This is a genomic window from Cupriavidus basilensis (genome assembly GCF_008801925.2).
GTDB lineage: Bacteria > Pseudomonadota > Gammaproteobacteria > Burkholderiales > Burkholderiaceae > Cupriavidus > Cupriavidus basilensis.
In genome coordinates, this window is sequence record NZ_CP062805.1 from 52387 (window position 1) to 72607 (window position 20221).

Annotated in this window: 16 protein-coding genes and 2 pseudogenes; 7 read left to right on the plus strand and 11 right to left on the minus strand. The window is 59.9% G+C overall.

Annotation, left to right across the window (positions count from 1 at the left end):
* Entirely contained in the window at positions 1-1290 is a 1290-nt protein-coding gene (locus F7R26_RS35840) for a cytochrome P450 (RefSeq protein WP_196765234.1), read from the minus strand.
* A 1035-nt stretch (positions 1291-2325) separates the two neighbouring features.
* On the opposite strand from F7R26_RS35840, the gene F7R26_RS35845 reads away from it, so the two are divergent.
* The 3 genes from F7R26_RS35845 to F7R26_RS35855 all read left to right on the plus strand — a co-directional run bounded on the left by F7R26_RS35845 (position 2326) and on the right by F7R26_RS35855 (position 5986).
* Entirely contained in the window at positions 2326-3702 is a 1377-nt protein-coding gene (locus tag F7R26_RS35845) for an MFS transporter (RefSeq protein WP_070940839.1), read from the plus strand.
* A 10-nt stretch (positions 3703-3712) separates the two neighbouring features.
* A complete protein-coding gene (locus F7R26_RS35850; protein WP_058698260.1) occupies positions 3713-5320 on the plus strand; it encodes a GMC family oxidoreductase in 1608 nt (535 codons plus the stop codon).
* Positions 5321-5647: 327 nt separating this feature from the next.
* Complete coding sequence (locus F7R26_RS35855) at positions 5648-5986, plus strand: EthD domain-containing protein (protein ID WP_052495067.1); 339 nt, start codon at positions 5648-5650, stop codon at positions 5984-5986.
* A 230-nt stretch (positions 5987-6216) separates the two neighbouring features.
* Here the strand turns inward: F7R26_RS35855 and F7R26_RS35860 are convergent, their stop codons facing one another.
* Positions 6217-7215 carry an AraC family transcriptional regulator gene (locus F7R26_RS35860; RefSeq protein ID WP_116318641.1) on the minus strand — a complete coding sequence of 333 codons (999 nt, stop codon included), beginning with the start codon at positions 7213-7215 and terminating at the stop codon, positions 6217-6219.
* A gap of 16 nt (positions 7216-7231) precedes the next feature.
* Between F7R26_RS35860 and F7R26_RS35865 the strand changes: the two genes are divergently transcribed.
* On the plus strand, positions 7232-8296 hold the full coding sequence (locus F7R26_RS35865; RefSeq protein WP_327077466.1) for a sterol desaturase family protein: 1065 nt from the start codon (positions 7232-7234) through the stop codon (positions 8294-8296).
* A gap of 10 nt (positions 8297-8306) precedes the next feature.
* Complete coding sequence (locus F7R26_RS35870) at positions 8307-8714, plus strand: DUF4345 domain-containing protein (RefSeq protein ID WP_058698241.1); 408 nt, start codon at positions 8307-8309, stop codon at positions 8712-8714.
* Positions 8715-9216: 502 nt separating this feature from the next.
* Here F7R26_RS35870 and tnpC read toward each other — a convergent pair.
* The 6 genes and pseudogenes from tnpC to F7R26_RS35895 all read right to left on the minus strand — a co-directional run.
* Positions 9217-10815: an IS66 family transposase gene (tnpC, locus tag F7R26_RS35875; RefSeq protein ID WP_058698262.1), complete on the minus strand. Its 1599-nt coding sequence runs from the start codon at positions 10813-10815 to the stop codon at positions 9217-9219.
* 70 nt (positions 10816-10885) lie between these two features.
* Positions 10886-11224, minus strand: a complete 339-nt coding sequence (gene tnpB / locus F7R26_RS35880; RefSeq protein WP_058698242.1) for an IS66 family insertion sequence element accessory protein TnpB — start codon at positions 11222-11224, stop codon at positions 10886-10888.
* A 140-nt stretch (positions 11225-11364) separates the two neighbouring features.
* The gene (gene tnpA / locus F7R26_RS41225) at positions 11365-11625 is read right to left on the minus strand and encodes an IS66-like element accessory protein TnpA (RefSeq protein WP_233528040.1); all 261 of its coding nucleotides are present in this window, start codon (positions 11623-11625) and stop codon (positions 11365-11367) included.
* 207 nt (positions 11626-11832) lie between these two features.
* Positions 11833-12031: pseudogene (locus F7R26_RS41230) on the minus strand (tyrosine-type recombinase/integrase); the annotation flags it as partial.
* A gap of 27 nt (positions 12032-12058) precedes the next feature.
* On the minus strand, positions 12059-12859 hold the full coding sequence (locus F7R26_RS35890) for an SDR family oxidoreductase (RefSeq protein ID WP_058698243.1): 801 nt from the start codon (positions 12857-12859) through the stop codon (positions 12059-12061).
* Positions 12860-13025: 166 nt separating this feature from the next.
* A pseudogene (locus tag F7R26_RS35895) lies at positions 13026-14099 on the minus strand (tyrosine-type recombinase/integrase); the annotation flags it as partial.
* Between the two features lie 384 nt (positions 14100-14483).
* On the opposite strand from F7R26_RS35895, the gene F7R26_RS35900 reads away from it, so the two are divergent.
* Complete coding sequence (locus F7R26_RS35900; RefSeq protein WP_058698244.1) at positions 14484-15110, plus strand: hypothetical protein; 627 nt, start codon at positions 14484-14486, stop codon at positions 15108-15110.
* Complete coding sequence (locus F7R26_RS35905; protein WP_327077467.1) at positions 15077-16186, plus strand: helix-turn-helix domain-containing protein; 1110 nt, start codon at positions 15077-15079, stop codon at positions 16184-16186. Before F7R26_RS35900 ends, F7R26_RS35905 begins: the two co-directional genes overlap by 34 nt.
* On the opposite strand, the gene F7R26_RS35910 is transcribed toward F7R26_RS35905, so the two are convergent.
* The 3 genes from F7R26_RS35910 to F7R26_RS35920 are packed head-to-tail and all read right to left on the minus strand — an operon-like array spanning position 16122 to position 20214.
* A complete protein-coding gene (locus tag F7R26_RS35910; RefSeq protein ID WP_058698246.1) occupies positions 16122-16484 on the minus strand; it encodes a hypothetical protein in 363 nt (120 codons plus the stop codon). The two genes, F7R26_RS35905 and F7R26_RS35910, sit on opposite strands and share 65 nt — an antisense overlap.
* Positions 16481-18364 (minus strand): integrase, encoded by a 1884-nt coding sequence (locus tag F7R26_RS35915; protein WP_116318642.1) that lies wholly within the window; start codon positions 18362-18364, stop codon positions 16481-16483. The genes F7R26_RS35910 and F7R26_RS35915 overlap by 4 nt, the downstream gene beginning before the upstream one ends.
* The gene (locus tag F7R26_RS35920) at positions 18361-20214 is read right to left on the minus strand and encodes a hypothetical protein (protein WP_058697491.1); all 1854 of its coding nucleotides are present in this window, start codon (positions 20212-20214) and stop codon (positions 18361-18363) included. Before F7R26_RS35920 ends, F7R26_RS35915 begins: the two co-directional genes overlap by 4 nt.
* Between the last annotated feature and the right edge of the window lie 7 nt (positions 20215-20221).

A 20221-nucleotide genomic window follows, 5' to 3' on the forward strand; every position in this document is an offset into this window, starting at 1 on the left:
TTACCAGCGAACAGGGAGTTCCTTGACGCCATACATGAGTGAATCGCCCTTGAACTCAAGGCTTTCCACGGGAACAGCAAGCTCGAGGTTCGGAAACCGCTCCAGCAAGGCGGTGAACATGATCTGCATTTCGAGCCGTGCGAGGGGTTGACCGATGCACTGATGCGGGCCGTATCCGAACGAGACCTGCGTCCTTGAATCTCGGCGAAGGTCGAACACATTCGGATCTTCAAATTTCGAGCTGTCGCGATTGGCCGAGACACTCAGCACTACAACGGGGTCGCCCGCCTGGATCATTTGTCCGTTCACGACAATGTCCTCGGTCGCGACACGACGCTTTCCTGAATGTGTGACATCCAGATAGCGCAGAATTTCTTCCACCGCATTTGGAACGAGGCTTGTGTCTTGTCGAAGCTCATTCCAGATATCCGGTCGTTGCAGGAGGAAAAGCACTCCCATTGCGGTCGTATTCGCCGTGGTCTCGTGGCCGGCAATCAGCAAGAGCCTTGCAAGGGAAACAACGTCCGTTTCGGTGATATCGCCCTTTCGTACGTGATTGACGATGAGGCGGCTGAGGATATCTTCCCCGGGGTTCTCCGATCTCTTCGCCACCAGGCCCTTCAGGTACACCTCGCACAACTCATGATTTGCGGCGATGGCCTCCTCAAGCGTCGCACTACTCGACGTCAGGACCATCGCCAGTTCCTGAAAGAAGTCATGGTCTTCGTACGGAACGCCAAGCAACTCTGAGATCGCCAATGCCGGCGTAGCCAACGTAAAGGCGCTAACCAGGTCGGAGGGTTGAGGCTTTGTTGCGAAGTCGTCCAGCAGCTTGTCTACGATCGCCTGAATCCGCGGGCGAAGGGCCTCGATTTTGCGGATCGAGAATTCACCTGTCAGCATGCGCCGATGCTCTGCATGCTTGGGTGCATCCATGGTGATGAAGGTCCGGTTACTACCCCGGGCAACTTTCATTGCAGCACTGACAGTGGGATAGCCGGGATTCGTAATGTCAGAACTAAAGCGAGGGTCAGACAGGACCGAGCGGACGTCGTCATAGCGCGTAATCAGCCAGGCGATCTTTCCGTCCCAGAGCCTAGCTTGCCCCAAGCCGCTTCCTTGCTGCATCTGGAAGTACACCGGCGGCGGCGACAAAGGATCGACCCGTTCGGGCGGAAAGTCGGGGATGCCGCTGTCCCCGCCAGCGTGCATCGGACACGTGGACTGCGCAGGTGAGGCCGCGTGAAACGGGCAGCCAGTCGACTGCGTGGGGGTTTGGGGGGCGGTCATGAATATGTCTCCGATGGGAAATTGTGAGTACATATTAGGTAGCCTACCTACTATGTGCAAAAGGGGTTTACCCTAATCGGTGCAGAGGATTGACCTCGCGTCACAAATCTCGAGCGGGACCAGGGGTGGGAGAGGAGGGCGTGGCTAGACTGGGGGAGCCCAGTTGGCCTGAAGGCGGGCGACCGCCGATTTCAGTGGTCAAGATATGCCGCCGGTGACCCACTGGGTATGCGCGAGGACTGTTTGCCTTCTGGTTGTTATAGCTCGTCCCAGGGTAGATATGCGGTCCGGCCGGGCTGGCTGACGACAGAGGTCGGTACCGAGTGAGGCGCGGCCGGAGGCCCGCTTGGGACCTGCTGGAGGCCACCTTTGACGCCGGGACCTTCCGTGAGGTCGGGATCGCAGGGCTTCGGTTCTTACCTATGCATAGGCGTGAAAAAACACCCGCATGGACGTGGGGTTAGAAGTGTGCGATCGCCACCACTCGCTGACCAAGGGGGCAGCCTCACGACGCGTTGTTAAAGAGGCGCGGGGGGACAGTGAAGCCGGTGCAAGAAGGCAAGCGAGAAAGCCGAAGCGACCTCGCTTTGGCAGCCTACAAATCAAATAAATAGGCTCCAGCTCTCCCCTAACTCGGCACTGAGGTACTCGAACATCGACATGAATCGAAAGCGCTCCCATTGATTGAACGCCTCGCGTACCGCTGCCATCAGTGACATAGCTACCTCCGGGGTGATCGACTTTAGTTAGGGGGGCCACCGCAAGAAAAAAGCAGGTCTTTCAACACTCGTTCGCATCGGCGCATAGCCCATTCCACGATGCAATCGATTACATGGAGCATAGGTCGCCACGATGGTCTGTCAAGATAAAGTGTAAAAGTGCCATTTGCGGCTCAAAATCAGCCACCTGACTTCGTTGATGGGAGGGTAAACGCCTATTTGATTGTAATAGGTAGGCTACCTAATATTTACGACAAATAAGAGTAAGCGCGCTTCGGTTTTTCAAACATTGCTTATAGAAGTGGAGACAAAATCAATGCAACATCATCCCCGAAGAGGTTCGACCCCCACCCCCCAGCGGGTCCGGGATGTTCTCAAGCCGATCTCCGGTGCCGCCGTGGGAAACATGCTGGAGTGGTTTGACTACTCGTTGTATGGCTATCTATCCGCCACCCTGGCGAAGGTGTTCTTCCCAAGCAGCGACCCGATCGTTAGCCTGATAGCGGCTTTCGCGGCATTCTCCGTCGCATTCGTTACCCGACCACTCGGCGCTCTGTTTTTTGGATCGCTGGGAGACCGGCTTGGACGGCGCGATACGCTCGCGATTGTCGTTGGTTTGATCAGCGTTTCGACGGTGTTGGTCGGTGTCCTACCGGGATACGAGGCGATTGGCATCGCCGCTCCTTTGCTGCTGGTAGCCCTACGCATGATTCAGGGATTTTCCGCGGGAGGCGAAGCAGGTGGAGCACTCGCATTCCTTGCCGAGTACGCCCCGACACGCCGGCGTGGCGTTGTGATCGGGTTCTTTGGTATGTCGGCTGGAATTGGTGCGTTGAGCGGATCCGGTCTTGTTCTGGCGATCACCAGCATTTTTGGTCAGACGGCAGTTGAGGCATGGGCCTGGCGATTGCCCTTCCTGATCGCTGGCCCGATTGGGTTGGGTGCGTTCTGGCTGCGGCTGCGCATCGAGGAAACACCGGCATTCCGGTTGCACTTGGAACGCGAGGGCGCGGCACAAGCACCATTGCGGGAGGCCCTTCGTGACGACTGGCGAAGCATTGTCAAATGTCTTGGCGTAGCGATCTCACACGGCATCCCTTACTACTTGATCCTGGCGTATCTCCCGTCATATCTCGTGTCAACTGGTCGGTTGAGTAGCGGGCAAGCTCTAGCGGCGTCCGGCCTGGCCTTTCTGGGTTCAGTGATTGTGATCCCATTCGCTGCAGCGCTATCCGACCGCGTGGGTCGACGACCCGTCGCCTTTACGGCGGCATTGGCATACCTCGTCGTTGCGCTTCCTTTGTTCCGGATCGTCGTGGGCTCGACACCAGAGGTGGTAATTGCCACGATGGCTAGCGTCGGTGTACTGATAGGGATGTATGGCAGCGCGCCGTTCTGCATGATGACGGAGCTGTTTCCGACACGCACACGCTACAGCGCCATGTCGATAGGCTACAACATGGCCATGGTGCTATTTGGCGGCACCGCTCCTTTAATCAGCGCTTCTCTGACGAAGCTGACCGGAAACCCTTCATCACCCGCCTATTTCATGATGGGAGGCGCGGTGTTGTCTATTTTTGCCATCTTGGCGTCTCCTGAAACGTCACGAGTACCGATTGACGAGCTCGGACAGTCGGACGAGCACATTCGCCGCGTGCGCATGGCGCTCAAGGCATCGGCTCGCGTTGAGTGATCTCCTGATTATGAAAACCGCTACATACGACTACATTGTTATCGGCGCCGGCTCGGCAGGGTGTGTTCTCGCTTCTCGGCTGAGTGAAGATCCCAGCGTCAAGGTACTGCTGATAGAGGCGGGCGCTCCCGCGTCATCCATCTTTGTTCAGATGCCGGCAGGGATCCGGGTTCTCTATAAGAGTCAAAAATTCAACTGGCGCTATTGGACGGAGCCCCAGACACAGCTGGACAATCGGAATATTTATATACCCCGGGGCAAGGTGGTGGGCGGTTCATCCTCGATCAATTCCATGATTGCTATCCGGGGGAACCGATCCGATTACGACAACTGGGCATCTCAGGGCCTGTCGGGCTGGGACTATGAATCCCTTCGTCCTTATTTTCGAAAGATTGAGGATGCATCACTGGTAACGAAGGCGAGGAATGACGATCGCGGGTACGCGGGTCCGATTCGCCTGTCATACGGCACGCAGCAAAACGCCATATCGACTTCGTTCATAGAGAGCGCAGTATCTGCCGGTATGCCCGAGAACAACGGATTCAATGGCGCGTCGCAGGTAGGCGCAGGATTCTACGAGCTTACGATTGCCGAGGGAAAGCGATCCGGCGCTTATCGTTACCTGGATCGAGCAGGTAACCGATCCAATCTGACATTAATGGCGAACTGTAAAGTCCGCAGGATTCTCCTTGCTGGAAAGCGAGCGCAAGGCGTAGTGATTGAGGATGGATGGGAGGAGGTGGAGCTTCGCGCGGACCGGGAAGTGATTCTGACAGCAGGAGCCATTGCCTCACCGCAACTCCTGATGCTGTCGGGGATCGGACCGGCCAAACATCTGCAGTCGATTGGTATCGCTCCCGTGGTCGATCTGCAAGGCGTCGGTGAGAACCTTCAGGACCATCTTGATTGCGCGATTCGCTTAGAAGCGTCGCAGCCCAATACGCTTACGCCCTATATCGGCCTGGTAAGAGGCGGAATGGCAGGAGCTCGCTATCTTCTTTCAGGAGGCGGGCCGGCTTCCTCTCAAGGCGTTGAGGCAGGAGCATTCTACAGCTCCGGCGGAAATCCGGATCTGCCTGAGTGGCAGGCCCATCTGATCATTGCGATGCGTAATCCACCGCCGAACGAAAAAGTTCCCCACGGATTTGCAGTCCGCGTATGCCAGCTGCGTCCAAAAAGTAGAGGCGTGCTGCGACTGCGTTCCTCAGATCCGTCCGCTTCTCCCCGAATCGACCCTCGCTTCCTCTCAGACGAGTCTGACCTGGAGAGTTTGGTGCGCGGCGTGGAACGCACGTGCGAGATTGTCGACCAGCCGGCGCTCCGGAAGTACATCAAACGAAGGCTCGACATCGATGCTTTCTCCACCGGTGCAGCCCGTAAGGCATGGATACGCTCGCATGCGGAAACCATCTATCACCCGGTTGGCACGTGTCGCATGGGAGTCGACGACAACGCTGTTGTTGATGAGGAGTTGAAAGTTCGCGGGGTTGAGAATTTGAGAGTAATTGATGGATCTGTGATGCCCACGATCATCAGTGGGAACACGAACCTTCCCATTATGGCCATGGCAGAGAAGGCCGCAGACTTGATACGAAATTCACGCACATCCGCTCGTTGAAGTTTTCGGAGAACTCTGTTCACTGGCGATTGGAGCTTGCTCCGTCGCCTTCTTCCCGGTTGTCCCCTTACACGGGGACGAAAGGTTGCAGCATAGATTTCCCAGCATCGAACGGGAACGTCTACGGGCTTGCGTCGTTTGATGGAAGCGTTGGGCCACACCCTTTCTCTCAAGCGCCGAAACCGCCGGAATGCCAAAGCGCGGGTTCCAGCAAAGAGGACCACGTGAACAAGGGACTCGCCAGTCAACACATACCCATCACGGGCGCGTCACAGGGCATCGGCCGCTGGACATTCCCTGTACTTCAATAACCTTAAGGAGATAAGAATGGTCAAGTTCACCTATTTGGTACTCACGAACGCGGTTCCGGGGCGTGAAGAAGAGTTCAATCGCTGGTATACCGAGCAGCACCTTCCAGACGTGTTGCGTGTACCGGGCGTGGTGAGTGCACAGCGCTTCAGTCGCACGGAGCAGCAGCGAAAAGCGGGGCCTCATCCGTGGCAGTACCTGGCACTCTATAACTGCGAAGCCGCTGACCCGCAGGTCGTCACAGATGGGATCCAGGCTCGCGTCAACACAGCGGAGATGCAAATGAGTGACACGGTAGGCGATGTCAAATATGGTTGCTATTTCGAGCCAATCACCGAGGTGATTCGCAGTAAGTAGACGGCATGGAAGTACCTGCTTTCCCGTCGTCTCAAAGATGAGTCGGGTAGAAGCTCAACAGCTTCTCCGCCACGTGAGGCGACGGGCCAGGGCGGGTCGCTTACTCCGCCGTAGCGGCGATGGAAGGCCATGCAACCCGGTGCGAGAGCTTGGGACTTGGGCCCAGGAGGCCAGCCTAAAACCTTCAGCGCTGCAATCACATGGGCGACTGCGTTGTTGCCCGTAGCGGATCACGCATCCATTTCGCGGCGCCAGGCTTGCGGGCTCTGCGATGTCCATCTCCGGAATGCGCGAGTAAATGCACTGTGCTCCGAGTACCCAAGTATCCAGGCCACCTCAGCGAGCGAAAGCCGTGGATCTTTTAGGTAATTCTCTGCAATCCGGCGTCTCGTGTCGTCACGTAGCTCGCGAAATTTCAGACCCAGTTTGTCGAGTCGCCGCTGCAACGTGCGGGGGGTCATGTGCATGGAGGAAGCCACTGTTTCAAGGCTCACTTCGCCTTGACGCGCGAGCCCGGCTACCGCTTGCCTGATGGCATGTTCCATGTCATCCATCTTCGGCATGGCACCCAACACAGCCTGTACCTGAAGCTCCATGATTCGCAGTAGCGCTTCATCAGGTTGACGCAGAGGCGCCTGCAAAAGGTCGGCGGGGAAGCGCAGACTCGTCTCCGGTTGGTCGAACTTCACCGGGCAGCCGAAGTATGCAAGATAAGGGGTGGTGTCTTGAGGTGTTGCGTTAACAAAGCACACCTCCTCCAGCCTCACATCACCATCTGTCATGGCTCGCGTGAAACGGGTCATCGCAGCCAAGGCCGTTTCGTCAACGAGCGGCCCCGTTGGTTCCGTCGAACGGGGCCACGTCATCACGACGGACTTACCTTCGGTTCTTAGCTCCGCCGGCGTTACGTTTGCAACCACACGGTCGTACTGTTGCCAGCGTTGCAAGACAGCCCCGACGTCAGGGCAAGCCCCAAGTGCGTATCCAAGCACGCCGAGATGCGCAGGCGCAATGCGCTGGCCAACGTGCAATCCGAGGAGCGGATCATTGCAAACCTCGGCGGCACGCTCAAGCAAACGCCGCCAGTGATCGAGCGCGTAGAGTCGCACTTCCTGGCAATTAGGGCTGGATTCCCCCAGCACATGCACGGCATCCAGCCCTTGGTCCTGCAAGTAGTCGAAAAGCAGGTTCACGTAGGTGCTGGCGTAGTAAGCGGTGGGCGCGGACATGGGATGACAATGAACAATGTCGCGAAGTGTCAAGAAAGTGTCGAGGACTGTCAATGCGGAGGGTCACCAGTTTGATCAAACTGTCGGCAAGCCAAGCGAACAGGAGTCTAAATTGCCGTCCGATATGATGAACTGGCTGCATTCCATATTTGGGAAGTCCGTGGATTGGAAGCAGGCGTTCATGCTCAGCATGGTTCCTCTCTTCATCATTGCATTCAGTCTCGAGACCCTGATCAATCGAAGGCGTAGAGCCGAATCGACACTGAACTGGAAGGAGGTGTGGGCGAACATCGCATTGGGCACCACTTACCAGATCATGGAGCCCCTGGGAGTGGCTCTTGTGACAGGATCCATCTATGCGTGGGTATATTCAAAACGTTTGTTTGATATCCCGGTGGACGGTTGGACCATTCTCCCAATCATTCTGTCGGTCGAGTTCTGCTACTACTGGTTTCATCGCGCCAGCCATCGAATCCGCTGGTTTTGGGCGGCGCACGTCGTTCATCATACCGGCGAGAGCATGAACTTCACTACGGCGGCACGACAATCGATGCTCAATGTGGTCGCTGGGAGTTTCATCTTTTTCCTTCCTCCCGTGCTCCTCGGTGTGCCGCCGGCCGCAGTCGCACTCATCCTGGCCGTGAATCTGTCCTATCAGTATTTCATTCATACCGAACTGATCCGCCGCCTTCCTGGCTGGATTGAGTACATCTTCAATACACCGTCCCATCACCGTGCCCATCATGGCCGAAACGACCAATATATCGACAAGAACTACGGTGGCATGTTGATCATTTTCGATCGCATGTTTGGCACTTTCGAAGAAGAACGGGAGACGGTGCAATACGGCATCACCCAACAGATTAAGTCCTACAATATCCTGGTGCTGAATCTCCACGAGTTTGTCGACATGTGGCGTGACGTGATGTCACCGGGGCCCGTGTGGCAGCGACTGCAACACCTGTGGCGGCCGCCGGAATGGGTGCGCCGTGGTCATGAACCCATCCACACATGGACGGTGGACAGGAACGAGCCGACCGGCAGTGAGTCGACACCCACTCCGTCAACATCCGCTACCTGAGAGCCAACTCATGCATCGCCTCTCTCAAATATACCTGGCCGTTTCGGCACTGGCTTTCCTGCTAATTGGCTTGCATACGTTTCACGACCCCGTTACGGCAATGGCGGGCCTCGATATGCAACCCCATTCGGTGAATGCCTTCAATGAGATCCGTGCCAACTACGGTGGCATGCATCTCGGTATCAGTCTGTTGCTGGCCCTGGGTCTACTCTCGAAGGCGTGGCGAAAGCCCGCGATGTGGATCAACGTCGTGTTCACCAGCGGCCTGGTGCTCGGGCGGCTGGTCAGCATTTCCGCTGACGGTTGGCCAAATGATCTCGTTCGAATGTTGCTTGGAATCGAAGCAGCAGCGGCATTGACCGGCCTAGCGCTGTTGTGCTTCCTCAACAAACATGATGCGCGCTCTTCCATGAGATGAGCGCTCACTTTGAGCGCCCGCGACGCGTGGACATGAGGTCATCGTTCACCCAGTCCTATCAAGTTAAACTCGCACCGATCAACCTCCACCTGTCCTGATACCGGTCTTGCGGACAACGCGCGAGATATCCGCATTGACGGGCTTCACCGCTTTCTAAGCATCCTTTCATCGCGACGGGTCCGACGCAGCGAAGAGAACGCTAGCTCTCCCGAGAGCAGTCAAGGTGTTGGGGCCTGGCCCCAGTAGAGACTACGGAGGTCGCGTCCAGGACCGTAGTGTTCGGTCTCTTCTGGAGTCTTTCGATGCCGTGTCTGCACAGCGCTTTTTTGACGGCTGCCCGGCGGTCCTTACACGCGTGGGCTGGTCGAGGCAAATCGAGACGAATCGCAATGACAAGCGGGCGCCGGCATCCGGGCGCTGGAGTACCTGCTGTAAAAGCGACTCTATGACCCCAGTCCTATTGGGTCAGATCCGCACTTGTCGCGTGATTGAGCAGACGCGCTCAGCGTGCGGGACGCCAGTTGTGGGGAAGCAGCTCGTCGATGCGGCTGTTCAGATGGGTGGGCAGGCGGGTCAGCACATCGGTGATGTAGGCCCATGGATCGTGCCCTTGCAGCCTGGCTGATTGCACCAGGCTCATCACGACCGCGGCGCGCTGACCGGCCAGTTCGCTGCCAGCGAACAACCACGAGCGCCTTCCTAGGGCCCAGGGGCGGATCAGATTTTCTAGGCTGTTGTTGTCCACACTGACCTCTCCATCGAGGAGGTGGTGCGTCAGCGTCGGCCAGTTCTTGAGGCTGTAGTCGAGCGCCTTGGCTGTGATGCTGCCCTCAGGCACACGTGACCGCTCCAGTTGCAGCCAGGCATGCAGTTGCTCCCACAGCGGCTTGGCGTCGCTGTGCCTCCTGGCCTGACGTTGCTCGCTGCTCAGCGTGGCGAGCTCGCGCTCAAGACGGTAGATCTGCGCGATGCGACGCAGCGCCTCTGGGGCGACCGTGCTGTTGCCCTGGTTCCGCAGCAGTTCGTCGTACCGACGTCGGGCATGAGCAAGACATCCCGCCGCTACGCGACCGGGGCTGGCTTGCAACACGCTGTCATAGGCAGCGTATTCGTCGCGCACCAAGGTACCTTGCCAACATCGCTCGTTGCGGTCTTCGCTAGCACCTCCCAGGAAGGCAATCGGGTACTGCGCGCCTCGGCCAATACAGAAGTCGTAGATCACGCCAGGCAGTGGATCGAAGGCGCCGCGCGAGTAGGCCCAGACGTACGCTCGCTTGGTCTTGCCGGCTCCCGGGTCGAGCAATGCCACCGGCGTCTCGTCGGCGTGCAGCCCCCTTGCTGCAAGTACGAAGCGCTTGTGCGCTTCATAGAGCGGTTCAAGCGCCGCACCAGCACGCCCGGACCAGGCAGCCAGTGTTGAGCGCGGCGTGTGTACGCCCGAACGGGCGTTGATCGTCTCCTGCCGGTAGTAAGGCCGATGGTCGACGAAGCGGCTGATCAGCGTGTGCGCCACCAGCCCGGCTGCAGGCAGCCCACCGTCGATGATCTGGGGTTCGACGGGTTCCTGCACCAGGCGTTGGCAGCAGCGGCAGGCCCACTTGCCATAGATGTGGCGGTGCACGAAGAACTCCGCCGGCACGATATCCAGCTTCTCGCTGACGTCCTCACCCACGCGTACCATGGTCCGTCCACAGCCCGGTGTTGGGCAGTGAGTATCCTCGGGTTCGTGGTGATGCTCGACTCGGCGCAGGTGGGCCGGCAGTGGCTGGCGACGGGGCTTGCGCGTGGACCTGGTGTTGTCTTCAACAGAGGGCTCGCCCTTGGCCTGCTGTAACTGCGCTTGCAGACTGGCCTCGTCCTCGGCCAGGGACTCCTCGAACAGCCGGCGCTGCTCAGCGCTCATCGCCTCGGTCTTGGCCCCGAACTTCCAGGCCTTGAGTCGCGCCAGCTCGAAGGTGATCTTCTCGATCTTGACGTCCTTGAGCTTGATCTCGCGTTCCTGCTGCTGAATGTGTGCGAGCATCTGCTGCGCCAATGCCAGCACGTCCTCGGGCGCGAGGTCCTGAAGGCCTTGATCTTGTAGTTGGCGCAGGTTCAGCATGGAGCCATCGTGCCAGCCACCGGGCACTACCACCATCCGGATTTATGCTGTCAACGCGCCGTGATCATCCTCATATCCGCGTAATGGCGCGCAGGTCCTCCAGGCGCTGCCAAGGCAGGCCGAGGACCAGGGCGTCGAACTGCGCCTGCGTCAGTTGTGCGCCGGTGGCGCCGGCCTGTACCGCAGGCCAGACAAATCGTCCCTGGTTGAGGCGGCGAGCGGCGCACCACACGCCAAAGCCGTCATGTATCAATAGCTTGACGCGGGTGTGGCGGGCGTTCGCAAACAGGTAGGCGTGATGAGACTGGGCTGCGCCGAAGACCTGTACCACGCGCGCCAGCAGCCGCTCGGTGCCGGCACGCATGTCGATGGGCTCGACGGCCAACCACAGCGCGTCGATGCGGATCATCGCAGCCAGTCCCGAAGCAGTTGGGCACATTGCTGTGCCGCTGACAGAGGCCAGTGCACAACCAGCGTGCCGCCTGGGCGCTGGATCTCGATGCGGATGGCGTCGGGAGCTACCGGAGCTGGCGTCTCGCATGGGACCGCCTAGGCCGGCTGCATGGTTGGTGTCAAAGGCTGAACATGCAGTGGAATAAACGCACGGCCCTCGCGCTGCGTTGCCCGCATCTGGCGTTCACGTTCCTCTCTGACCCATCTGTGCACCATGTTCGGGTGCAGCCCATGGCTGAGCGCCACGCCGGCTACCGATGCCCCAGGCTGGCGAGCTTGCTCCAGTACCGTCGCCTTGAACTCGGCGCTGTACTCTCTGCGGCGCGGCCGCTCGATAGTTGTCGACACTCGATCCATCGTCCCCACGATCCTCCATCGTGGGGACGATGCAGGATCCCGTGGATCGATTCAAGGCGGAAGAACTGGACGCTTACCCCTCATGTTCCGTAAGCAGCTCTTATAAAATGCAATTAATCGCCTTGATGCGACCAAAAACTTGAACGGAAGCTTGTATCAATGGGATGGCGCCGAAATTTCACGATGGTGAAGGTTCGGCGCAGGCTGCTATTTCTTGCTGCCCCAGCCGATCCGATGCCGCTCCTGAGTAGCTTCATGCCGCGCATCCTCTTCGCTGTGCAAGTAGCCGCTCGTCGTCGGCTGTGCCCAAAGTTGTCGCGCGCAGCCAGTGCGCTGAGGCGCTGGCCAGCACCGCGGCTTGCGGTTCCCATCCCGGCGCGCGCCCCCGCACGCGCTGCGCGGCCATGCGCCCCTACGCGATAGGCTGGCAACCTCAGACTACCATCGGCGTGGTAGCGCCATCGATCGACAGGATGGAGCCCGAAATATAGCTGGCCCGTGGCGAGGCGAGGAACAGCACAGCGTCCGCCACCTCTTCCGGCGTGGCCAGGCGGCCCAGGCCGGTGCGCGCGTTGGCGCGCGCCAGCGCCTGCTCCACTGTCATGCCGCCGATGCGCGCATCCACTTCCATGCCCTGCTGCAAGCGCTCGGTATGCGTAGCCGACGGATTGACCGCGTTGACGCGCACACCCTGCTTGCCGTAGGCATTGGCCAGTCCGGCGCTGGCCAGCATCAATGCAGCGTTAGCTGCGCCACCCGCCAGGTGGGCGGGGTTGGCCATCTTGCCACCCATGCCCACGATGTTGACGATGGCGCCGCGCCCTTGCTGCGCCATGCGCTTGACCACCGGGTCAATCACATTGATGTAGCTGAAGTACTTGGCGGTCATGGCTTCCTGCCACAGTTGTGGGGTCAGCTCGTCCGGCGGCCGGCGCTTGGCCGCGCCGGCCGAGGTCACCAGAATGTCGATGCCGCCAAGTCCTGCCACCGCTTCTTCCACCGCGCGTGCGGCCTCGGCGATATGGGTCAGATCGGCGGATACCGCGACCACGTCCTTGGCAAATTCGCCCTGGCCTTCGGCCAGCTTGGCGCAGGCCTTCGCCAAGTTTTCTGCGCTGCGCGAAACGATGGCCACGCGCGCGCCCTCACGCAGAAAGCCGACCGCGCAAGCGAGGCCGATGCCGCGGCTGCCGCCGGTGATGAGCACCCGTTGATTGCGGAGTTCGAGATCCATGATGGTGTGCCTTGGCTGGTGGGGAGTGCGGGCGTCGTTCGACAAATGGCGCATCCCCATGTGTGGCGGGCCGGTTGCAACGCCGGTGAGATGATAGGGGGTGATCATAGCGCGCCTGTTGGTGCCCACTATAGTTTCATGATGGTGAAATAATTTCCACGGGCGTCTACCTCTTGCTGCCCCAGCCGATCCGATGCCGCTCCTGCGTGGCTTGATGGCGAGCATCCTCCTCGCTGTGCAGATAGCCGCTCGTCGTCGACAGCGAGCTGTGCCCGAAGTTGTCGCGCACAAAGCGCAGGTCGACCTGTTGGTCGGTCATGTGCGAGCCGGCGGTGTGGCGCAGCCAGTGCGCCGAGGCACTGGCCAGCACCGCGGCTTGCGCCTCCCATTCCGGCCCGCGCGCACGCAGGCGCGCCGCGGCCATGCCGAACACCTCTTTCAGGATCAGGTGCAGCGCGCCGCGTGACAGCGGTTTCTCGCTGCCCGCTTTTCCAATCACCGGCAGCACCAGCGGACGCGTCTCCCCGAACTGCGGGGTAGGCGGCAATTCGTGGGCGCGGCGGTAGCGCGCCAACTCGGCAATCAACTCGTCGGTCGCCGGCACCAGCCGGGTCTTGTTGCCCTTGCCGGTGACCTCCAGCCACCAGCGCTCGATGCCCTGGGCATCGCGCCGGCAGAAGAACGCGCCCATGGGGGTGGCCGTCAGCTCGGCGGCGCGCAAGCCGCCCAGATAAAGCACCGTCAGCACCCAGCGGCAACGGGCCGCGTGCAGGCGTTCCCGCGCCGTCTCGGCCGGCATTGCTGCGACCGTGTTTTTGACCACCTCCCACAGGTCGTGGCTCAGATAGCGGGTGATGCGCGCCTGGGCGGGGGCGCGGCGGCGGCGGGCGAGGGCGAGCGGGTTGCCGGCCAGGTAGCCCGCCTCGGTCAGCCAGGCGAACAAGGCGTTCAGGATCACCAGCGCCTGGCGCACGCTGCCGGGCGACAGCGGCCCCGCAAACGGGCGCCAGTCCGGATGATTGCGCGCGAGCTTCTTGGTCCCGGTCAGCACCCAGCGCGCGGCCGGTTGCGGATCGGCGAGGAAGCGCTCGTAGGCAAGCAGGTCTTCATGGGTCAGCGAGGACAAGGGCTTGCCCAACTGAAGCACGGCCCACAGGATCAGCCGCTCCACCTCGCGGCGATACGTGGTGAGCGTCGCGGTGCTGTCTGCGTAGCGGGCAAGCCAGGCGGTCACCGCGGCATTTCCTCAGCGTCGCAGCACGACAAACGTTTCAACCATCGATCGAAATGCAGCACACTTCGCCGGTGCATGAGTCCGAGAAACTCCCGCGCGAGACTGCGGACCTCGCCCACCACGGGTTCGATCTTGCACAGCGCCTTCACGAACCGCTCGTGGTCCGCACTCTTTGGCTCCTCGATGGCGAGGTTCCTCCATCGTAGAACGGAGCAAGTCTGTCACTCCGGAATCCAGCTGGAACCCGCGTCGAATATAGAAATCCGGCCGGTGAATTGACACTATTGCTTGCACTCCCCACGAAGCAAAATCGTCAATTCGCATTAGTCCGGATTAATTTCGTCAATTGGCGTCCTAGACTTCGAATCCCGCTCGTAAGGCATTGATCTCATGGAAGATTCTCTGCATATAGCGGAGCCGGTTGCGCTCGTCCGCCCGCGCGGTGCGCACCGCTTCGAAGCATTCAGTCCAAAGCTGAAGCGGCGGCTGACTTTCTACCGACGCTGTGCGCTCGATCAATGGGTCTTGATCGAATCCGATCCGGCAATCGGCCACTTTTGTGAGCGCCCCGGATTCATTCAGTTTCGAGAGAGGCGGCACTTAGCAGACTTCCTGGTCTCGTACTCCGATCGTCAAGAGTTGATCCTCCTGCCGGATCCAGTGATCGATGAAGAAGCGAAGGAGGGCCTCGAGTTGAACGCTGATACGGTCAATGTCCGGTTGGTCGACGCGGCCGAACACGCCGCTTCACGCGTCTGGATAGAAAACTGGCTGCGTATGCTGCCGAGTATCATAGCCACGCAAGGTCTCGTGTCGGTGTCCTTGCTTGATGCGGTCGAGCGCTTTGTCGCCAGTCGAAAGACGCTTTCAGCCATCGAGCGAGAGTTCTCGAAAGGTGACCCCGTGCTCGTGCGGGCCGCCATCTTCAATCTGCTGCATACCGGTCGCGTGCATGCTGAGGAACTGCGAACCGACGCATTGTCGTGGATGACGAAGTTTGCAGTCAGGGAGTCCTGATGATGCCGCGCCGAAAGCCTGAGTTCCAATCCCTCGATTTGAACGCGTGGCCTAGCATAGCGTGGACGGAGCTTGACGCCGAAGTGCGAGAGGTCACGAAGGTAAGAGTGCAGGCCATCGAGCGTTATGCGAGCGGCGAAAGTGTCAAGGAAATTGAGAAGGCAACCGGCGTGGACCGTCGACAGCTCTATCGGTGGCTCGAGCGAGGCTTGGCGCTGCATCCTGACGGACGCATCTTTGGATTCCGCGCCTTGCTGAGGTACGTGCGGGTCAATGAGTACGTCCGCATAAGTCCCGTCAATGGTCGGCCCAGCGAAGATGGACGGGGTAAAGCAGGCGCGTTCGCGCTCTTCTTAGAAAGCTATCCGGCGCTGGCAGGATGGCTGCTCCTAAAAATAAAACAGCGCCGCGTGTTGCTCAAACAGGTGCATACCAATGGACGACTTCATACGCGCTTGGTCGGCCTGCATGCCCTGCACGGGGAGTTTCTGTTGCAATGCCGGTCCCTCGGCCTGACGGCGGTGGATTACCCCTTCAATACGGAAGGCGGTGCCATTCGGTCGCTATCCGCGCGCCTTAAAGACGAGTTGTCGCGCAGTTTCCGCACCGCGGCACGGGCGGCAGGCGCCACGCACCTGAAGGGGCTTCCGCACTACGATCAGGCGGAAAGTCGGCCGGCCATGCGCCCCTACCAGGTCGTAGAATTCGACGGTCACCGACTCGATATCCGTCTCAAGGTGGTCGTACGCGATGCATTGGGCTTTGAGCATGAATTCGAGATCGAACGCGTTTGGTTACTTGCGATCATCGACGTCTGCACGCGTGCGGTGCTGGGCTTTCACCTTGGGCTTGGCCTACGCGCAAGAGAAAAAAGATGGACATCAGGCCGAGCCTTGAAATTACTGGAATCGGCAGACCGCGAGACGTCCATTAGATTGGGAGAAAAAGTGGACACAACGTCCGTCGCGTGTCCATCTTCCTCCACAAGTTTGCTATATCGTATTTCGAGATCTAGCGCGACTGCAAGGGCAGGACACTACCGCCACGCAGCGCGGCCAGCTCCTTGCGCAGGCTGAATACCTGGCGCAGCAGGGCGAGTTCGCGAGCCAGCGACTCGTCAAGCTGTGCCTGCAGATCCTTCGCGTTGCCCTTCGCTCGGTTCAGACGTTCGGTCAGTTCGAGCTTTGGCCGCTCGGTTACGGCGTTGGCCGCATCGATTGCTGCGATCAGCTCGGCAAACTGAGGACGCGACTTCTTGATGCTGCCTTTCTTGCGGCCCGCCTCGATCGCCACGGTATCGTTGTTGATACGCGCACCCTTGCGCTTCTTCAGCCGCTCAAGGGCGGCGTAGTAGTCGGTCATGGCATCGCTCATGCGGCCTCCGGTTTCATCAGTTTCTCTTGCGCGTCAAGAAGTCGTTGCAGCGTCTGTGCCTCGATGCGGCATTCGACGCTCGCCTCATCGACAGCGCGCAGCTTCTCGACTGTGGTGCGCTGTGCCTTGATCACGCGCTGAAGCTTCGACGGCACGATCACGAGGTTACGGCAGTTCGATTCAAGGCAATCCAGACGCATCCAATCGAGCGGCGTCGACTTGCACGGCTCGACGCTGGCGCACCCGCCAAGCACCGTCTCACGGTACGCCAGTTCGCCCTTCCCGAACATCCTCACCGTCTGCTCGCGTGAGTAGACCGACACAGGCGACGCCTGCACGGCACGGCTCTGTGTCCATGCTGCGTGCCCCCCGAACAGCCGCTCGTCAGAGAACAGCACCTGCTCAGCGTACGCAAGGTACTCGGACAGGCCCTGTGCCTCGGCCCATTCTTTCGCGAAGTGAGCCTTGTCGGTGTCAATGAAGCCCTGCGCAAACGCCGAGCCGCGAGCGTAGTACATGCTCATTTCCTGCGTGATGTGCTGCAACTGACGTTTGAGCGTCGGTAGCGTGACGAGGCCGCTGCGTTGCGCATACAGCGCGAGCGAGCGGCGAAGCTGATGACGCGTGAACGGCCACTGCTGCCCGACCGCGTACTTCGGTTCGTCTTCCCATGCGCGGTGCATGTCGACACGCTTCAGTTCAGCGATGTCCTCGGCCGTGATCGTCGGGAAGACGCGCTCACGAAAAGCTTCGACTTCGATATATATGGTAGTGGGCGCCCGGTTTGCCACGTACTTGAGATGCAGACCCATCCGACAGAACAGCAGGTGGGAACCGTCCTTCGATTCGGCGTAGCCTGGTGCGCCGTGCGCACGATGCGCTTCGCCCGACAGCCGTTGCGCGAGCCTGACGGCGCGAGCACCGAGCGGGCTCGTCACCCAGCATGCGCGTTTGGGACGCCCGCCGGACAGCTTGGTCGTCACGCCCTCGATGGCGTAGTGCATCACACCATCCAGCCGGGTCTCCCTCAGACAGTCGTACGGCAGGTTCTCTGCTTCCATCGCGCGCATGCCGGTGAACGACAGGATGACCAGCTGGCATAACGCGCTGATCGAGGCCACAAGCGACATCACGACGTAAGGGGAGTCCGTGCACCCGAAGTGGACAGCAGCCGTCTTCAGTGAGGCACAGACGTCAGGGCGTTCGCCAGCGTATGCGCGCGCGAGGTAGTCCGATAGCGCGTTCGCGACGCTCTCGGCGATCCCGAGATCATGCTCGCAGGTCGACAGGAAGTGCTGGTAAATCCGCGTCGGGATGACCGCGTATTGGGAGTTTCCGGCGTGTTGCGCGGAGCGTTCGAGCAGGGGCTTATGCAGTTGGGCCAATGGCACGCGCAGCCCTGTGGCCTCGGCGCCCACTCGGTAAAGTTTCGCCAGAATCGAATGAAGGCGTTGGGCCTTCATGTCCATCCCGGCTTGTGCCGCATAGTCCAGAACAACGGCGACGCTGGATAGCCCCTCATAAAGAGTAAGCTGGCGTTCGGCGGCAAAGTAAGCAAAGTCCTTCAGGTAAACTGAGCAACCTTGAAGAGTACTGGACGCAGGTACCGTCTCGCTCGCTTCGTGCATCAGAAAGTACATGACCTGCTTCCACTGACGTGTAGTCGCGTCTGAAAGGGTGCGGCCTGCGTCGTTAAGCGGATGACCCCTAAAGTGGATACTGGTGCGGCGCGATCCAATCGTATATGCACGGATGTCCCAGGCGTCGTCACCAAACAGCGAAGCAGCTTTCCCGGCCTTGTCGGGTGTCACGACCGCATCGTCTTCGATCCGATACCAGTCTGGGCGCTCGGCGAGCGCCGCGATCAGCGTATTGTTCATGCCACTCCCAATTCGTAAAGCTGATCAAGCTTGGTCGACCAGAAAGCGTCCAGGTTTCCATCAATATCAACGTCGTGCTCGATCTGACCGACCAGCGCGGCGTCGCGCTTCCGTATTTCATTCAGGAGGAAGTCGACCCTTCGCAGCACCGCGCCGAACGAGCTCTCGTACTGCTCGAACGAGTCAGCACGCCCGCTTACGAGCCTGACGCAGTGACGGCAGCTCAGCAGCTTGCGGATGTCGGCGGCGTCAGCGTGCACGCGGTACTGATCGCAAAAGATACACCCTTCGGTCGAGCGGCAGTCAGGCAGTACGGTGACCGAAGCCGCGATCGGCGCGGGCTTGTGGAACTCGATGCAGACGCCCACCGCGCTCTTGATGGAGCCCGCCGGGTCGTTGCCAGCCTTCAGCACCGTCTTCTCGACTGAAGCGAGGAATGCACCCATCTCAGCCTTGTGCGCGGTGTCCGTGCCGTTCGAGTACGAGCGCAGCGCCGTGGCCAAGGAGTGGCCCATCAGCCTGGCTGCAACGACAGGACCGTGATTGCTCACCGCCCAATCCTGCTTCGCCGCACGCCACTGACGAGCGCTGATGCGCGGCAGCACAATCCCGAGCGTCTCGAGCCGACTATAAAGCCGATCAAGGAACTGGGCTGAGAGAGCCGTTAGCCGCCGTAGCTGCGCATGATGCCCGAGTACGACGAACAACGCGTCACAGTCTTCGTCCTGCACAAGATACCTGCGCAATGCCAGATACGCCTTGAGCTTTGGCATGAAGGCCAGCGAGACGGTGAACGCAACTTCCCTTCCACCTGCACGGTACTTAACCTCGCGAAACTTCTGACGTACAACAGATGCATCCTGCAGGGTCGCGGCGAGCTCCGGGCTCCATTTCATTGCCAGCAGCTGCGCGAGGCTGACGCCCGTTTCAGCCAGAAACAGCGTGGCGAAGCAAAAGGCCGCCAACGAAGCGTGCGAGCGACGGATCGGTGACTGTGCGTCTTCGTTGGCCGCCACGAGATGTTTGGCAGTTAACCACGCGATGCCCCACGAACGATGGCGAGGATTGTTAGCTCCAGCCTCGGCCAAGCGCCTCGTGATCTCTTCCCGGGTGCGCAGCTGTCCCGTCTCCAGATTCCAGCCAAGCAAGCCGTACGAGTCGTGCCCTTTTCTGCGGCCATGTGTGTGCGGAACGAGGCAAAGATTCTCACCTCGCGCCGTGGTCACGCGCAACGGATAAGGCTTGAAGTCGAGCACCAGCGTGCTGATGCTGCTGAAGAGCGCGTCAGCCCACGCGAGCAAGGCGGCTTGTGCCTCGGCGTCGGGCACAACTGTCGTTCCATTAGCATACCATTGCTGGCGCAGCACCCTCGCATCGGCGCAGAAGTCGTCGTTTCTGAAGAACTCACGAAGCATCGACAACAGATTAGGCTGAATGCCCGCGACGGTATTGTGGTTCAGCTTGCCTAGTGAGACCTGTTCACGCTTTTCGCGAAAGAAGCGATGAACTGCCTCCGCCGTAGCATTCTCGTCACAGAGAACCTGATGCAATCCCAGCCTGTCGGCCCAGTTGGCGAAGTCAAGCACGCCGCGCAGAGCACCGTAGATAGTCTCCGGACGCAAGGCGCCAAGGGTCAAACGCTCGGAAAGCTGCGTCACCAGCAGGCGTACAACCTTAGTGCGTTCGCTGCTAAAGCTTCTGGGATCGAACGTGTGCCGCGCGTGCCGCGTGTTCGACGTGTCACGCGTCAGGTAGCAGATCTGCCCGATATCGGAACGGGTGCGAATTCCTTCCCACTTTAGCAGCGCGCGCTCGGGATGCAGCAGCGTCGTGCCCACCGCGAGTGGCATGCGAACT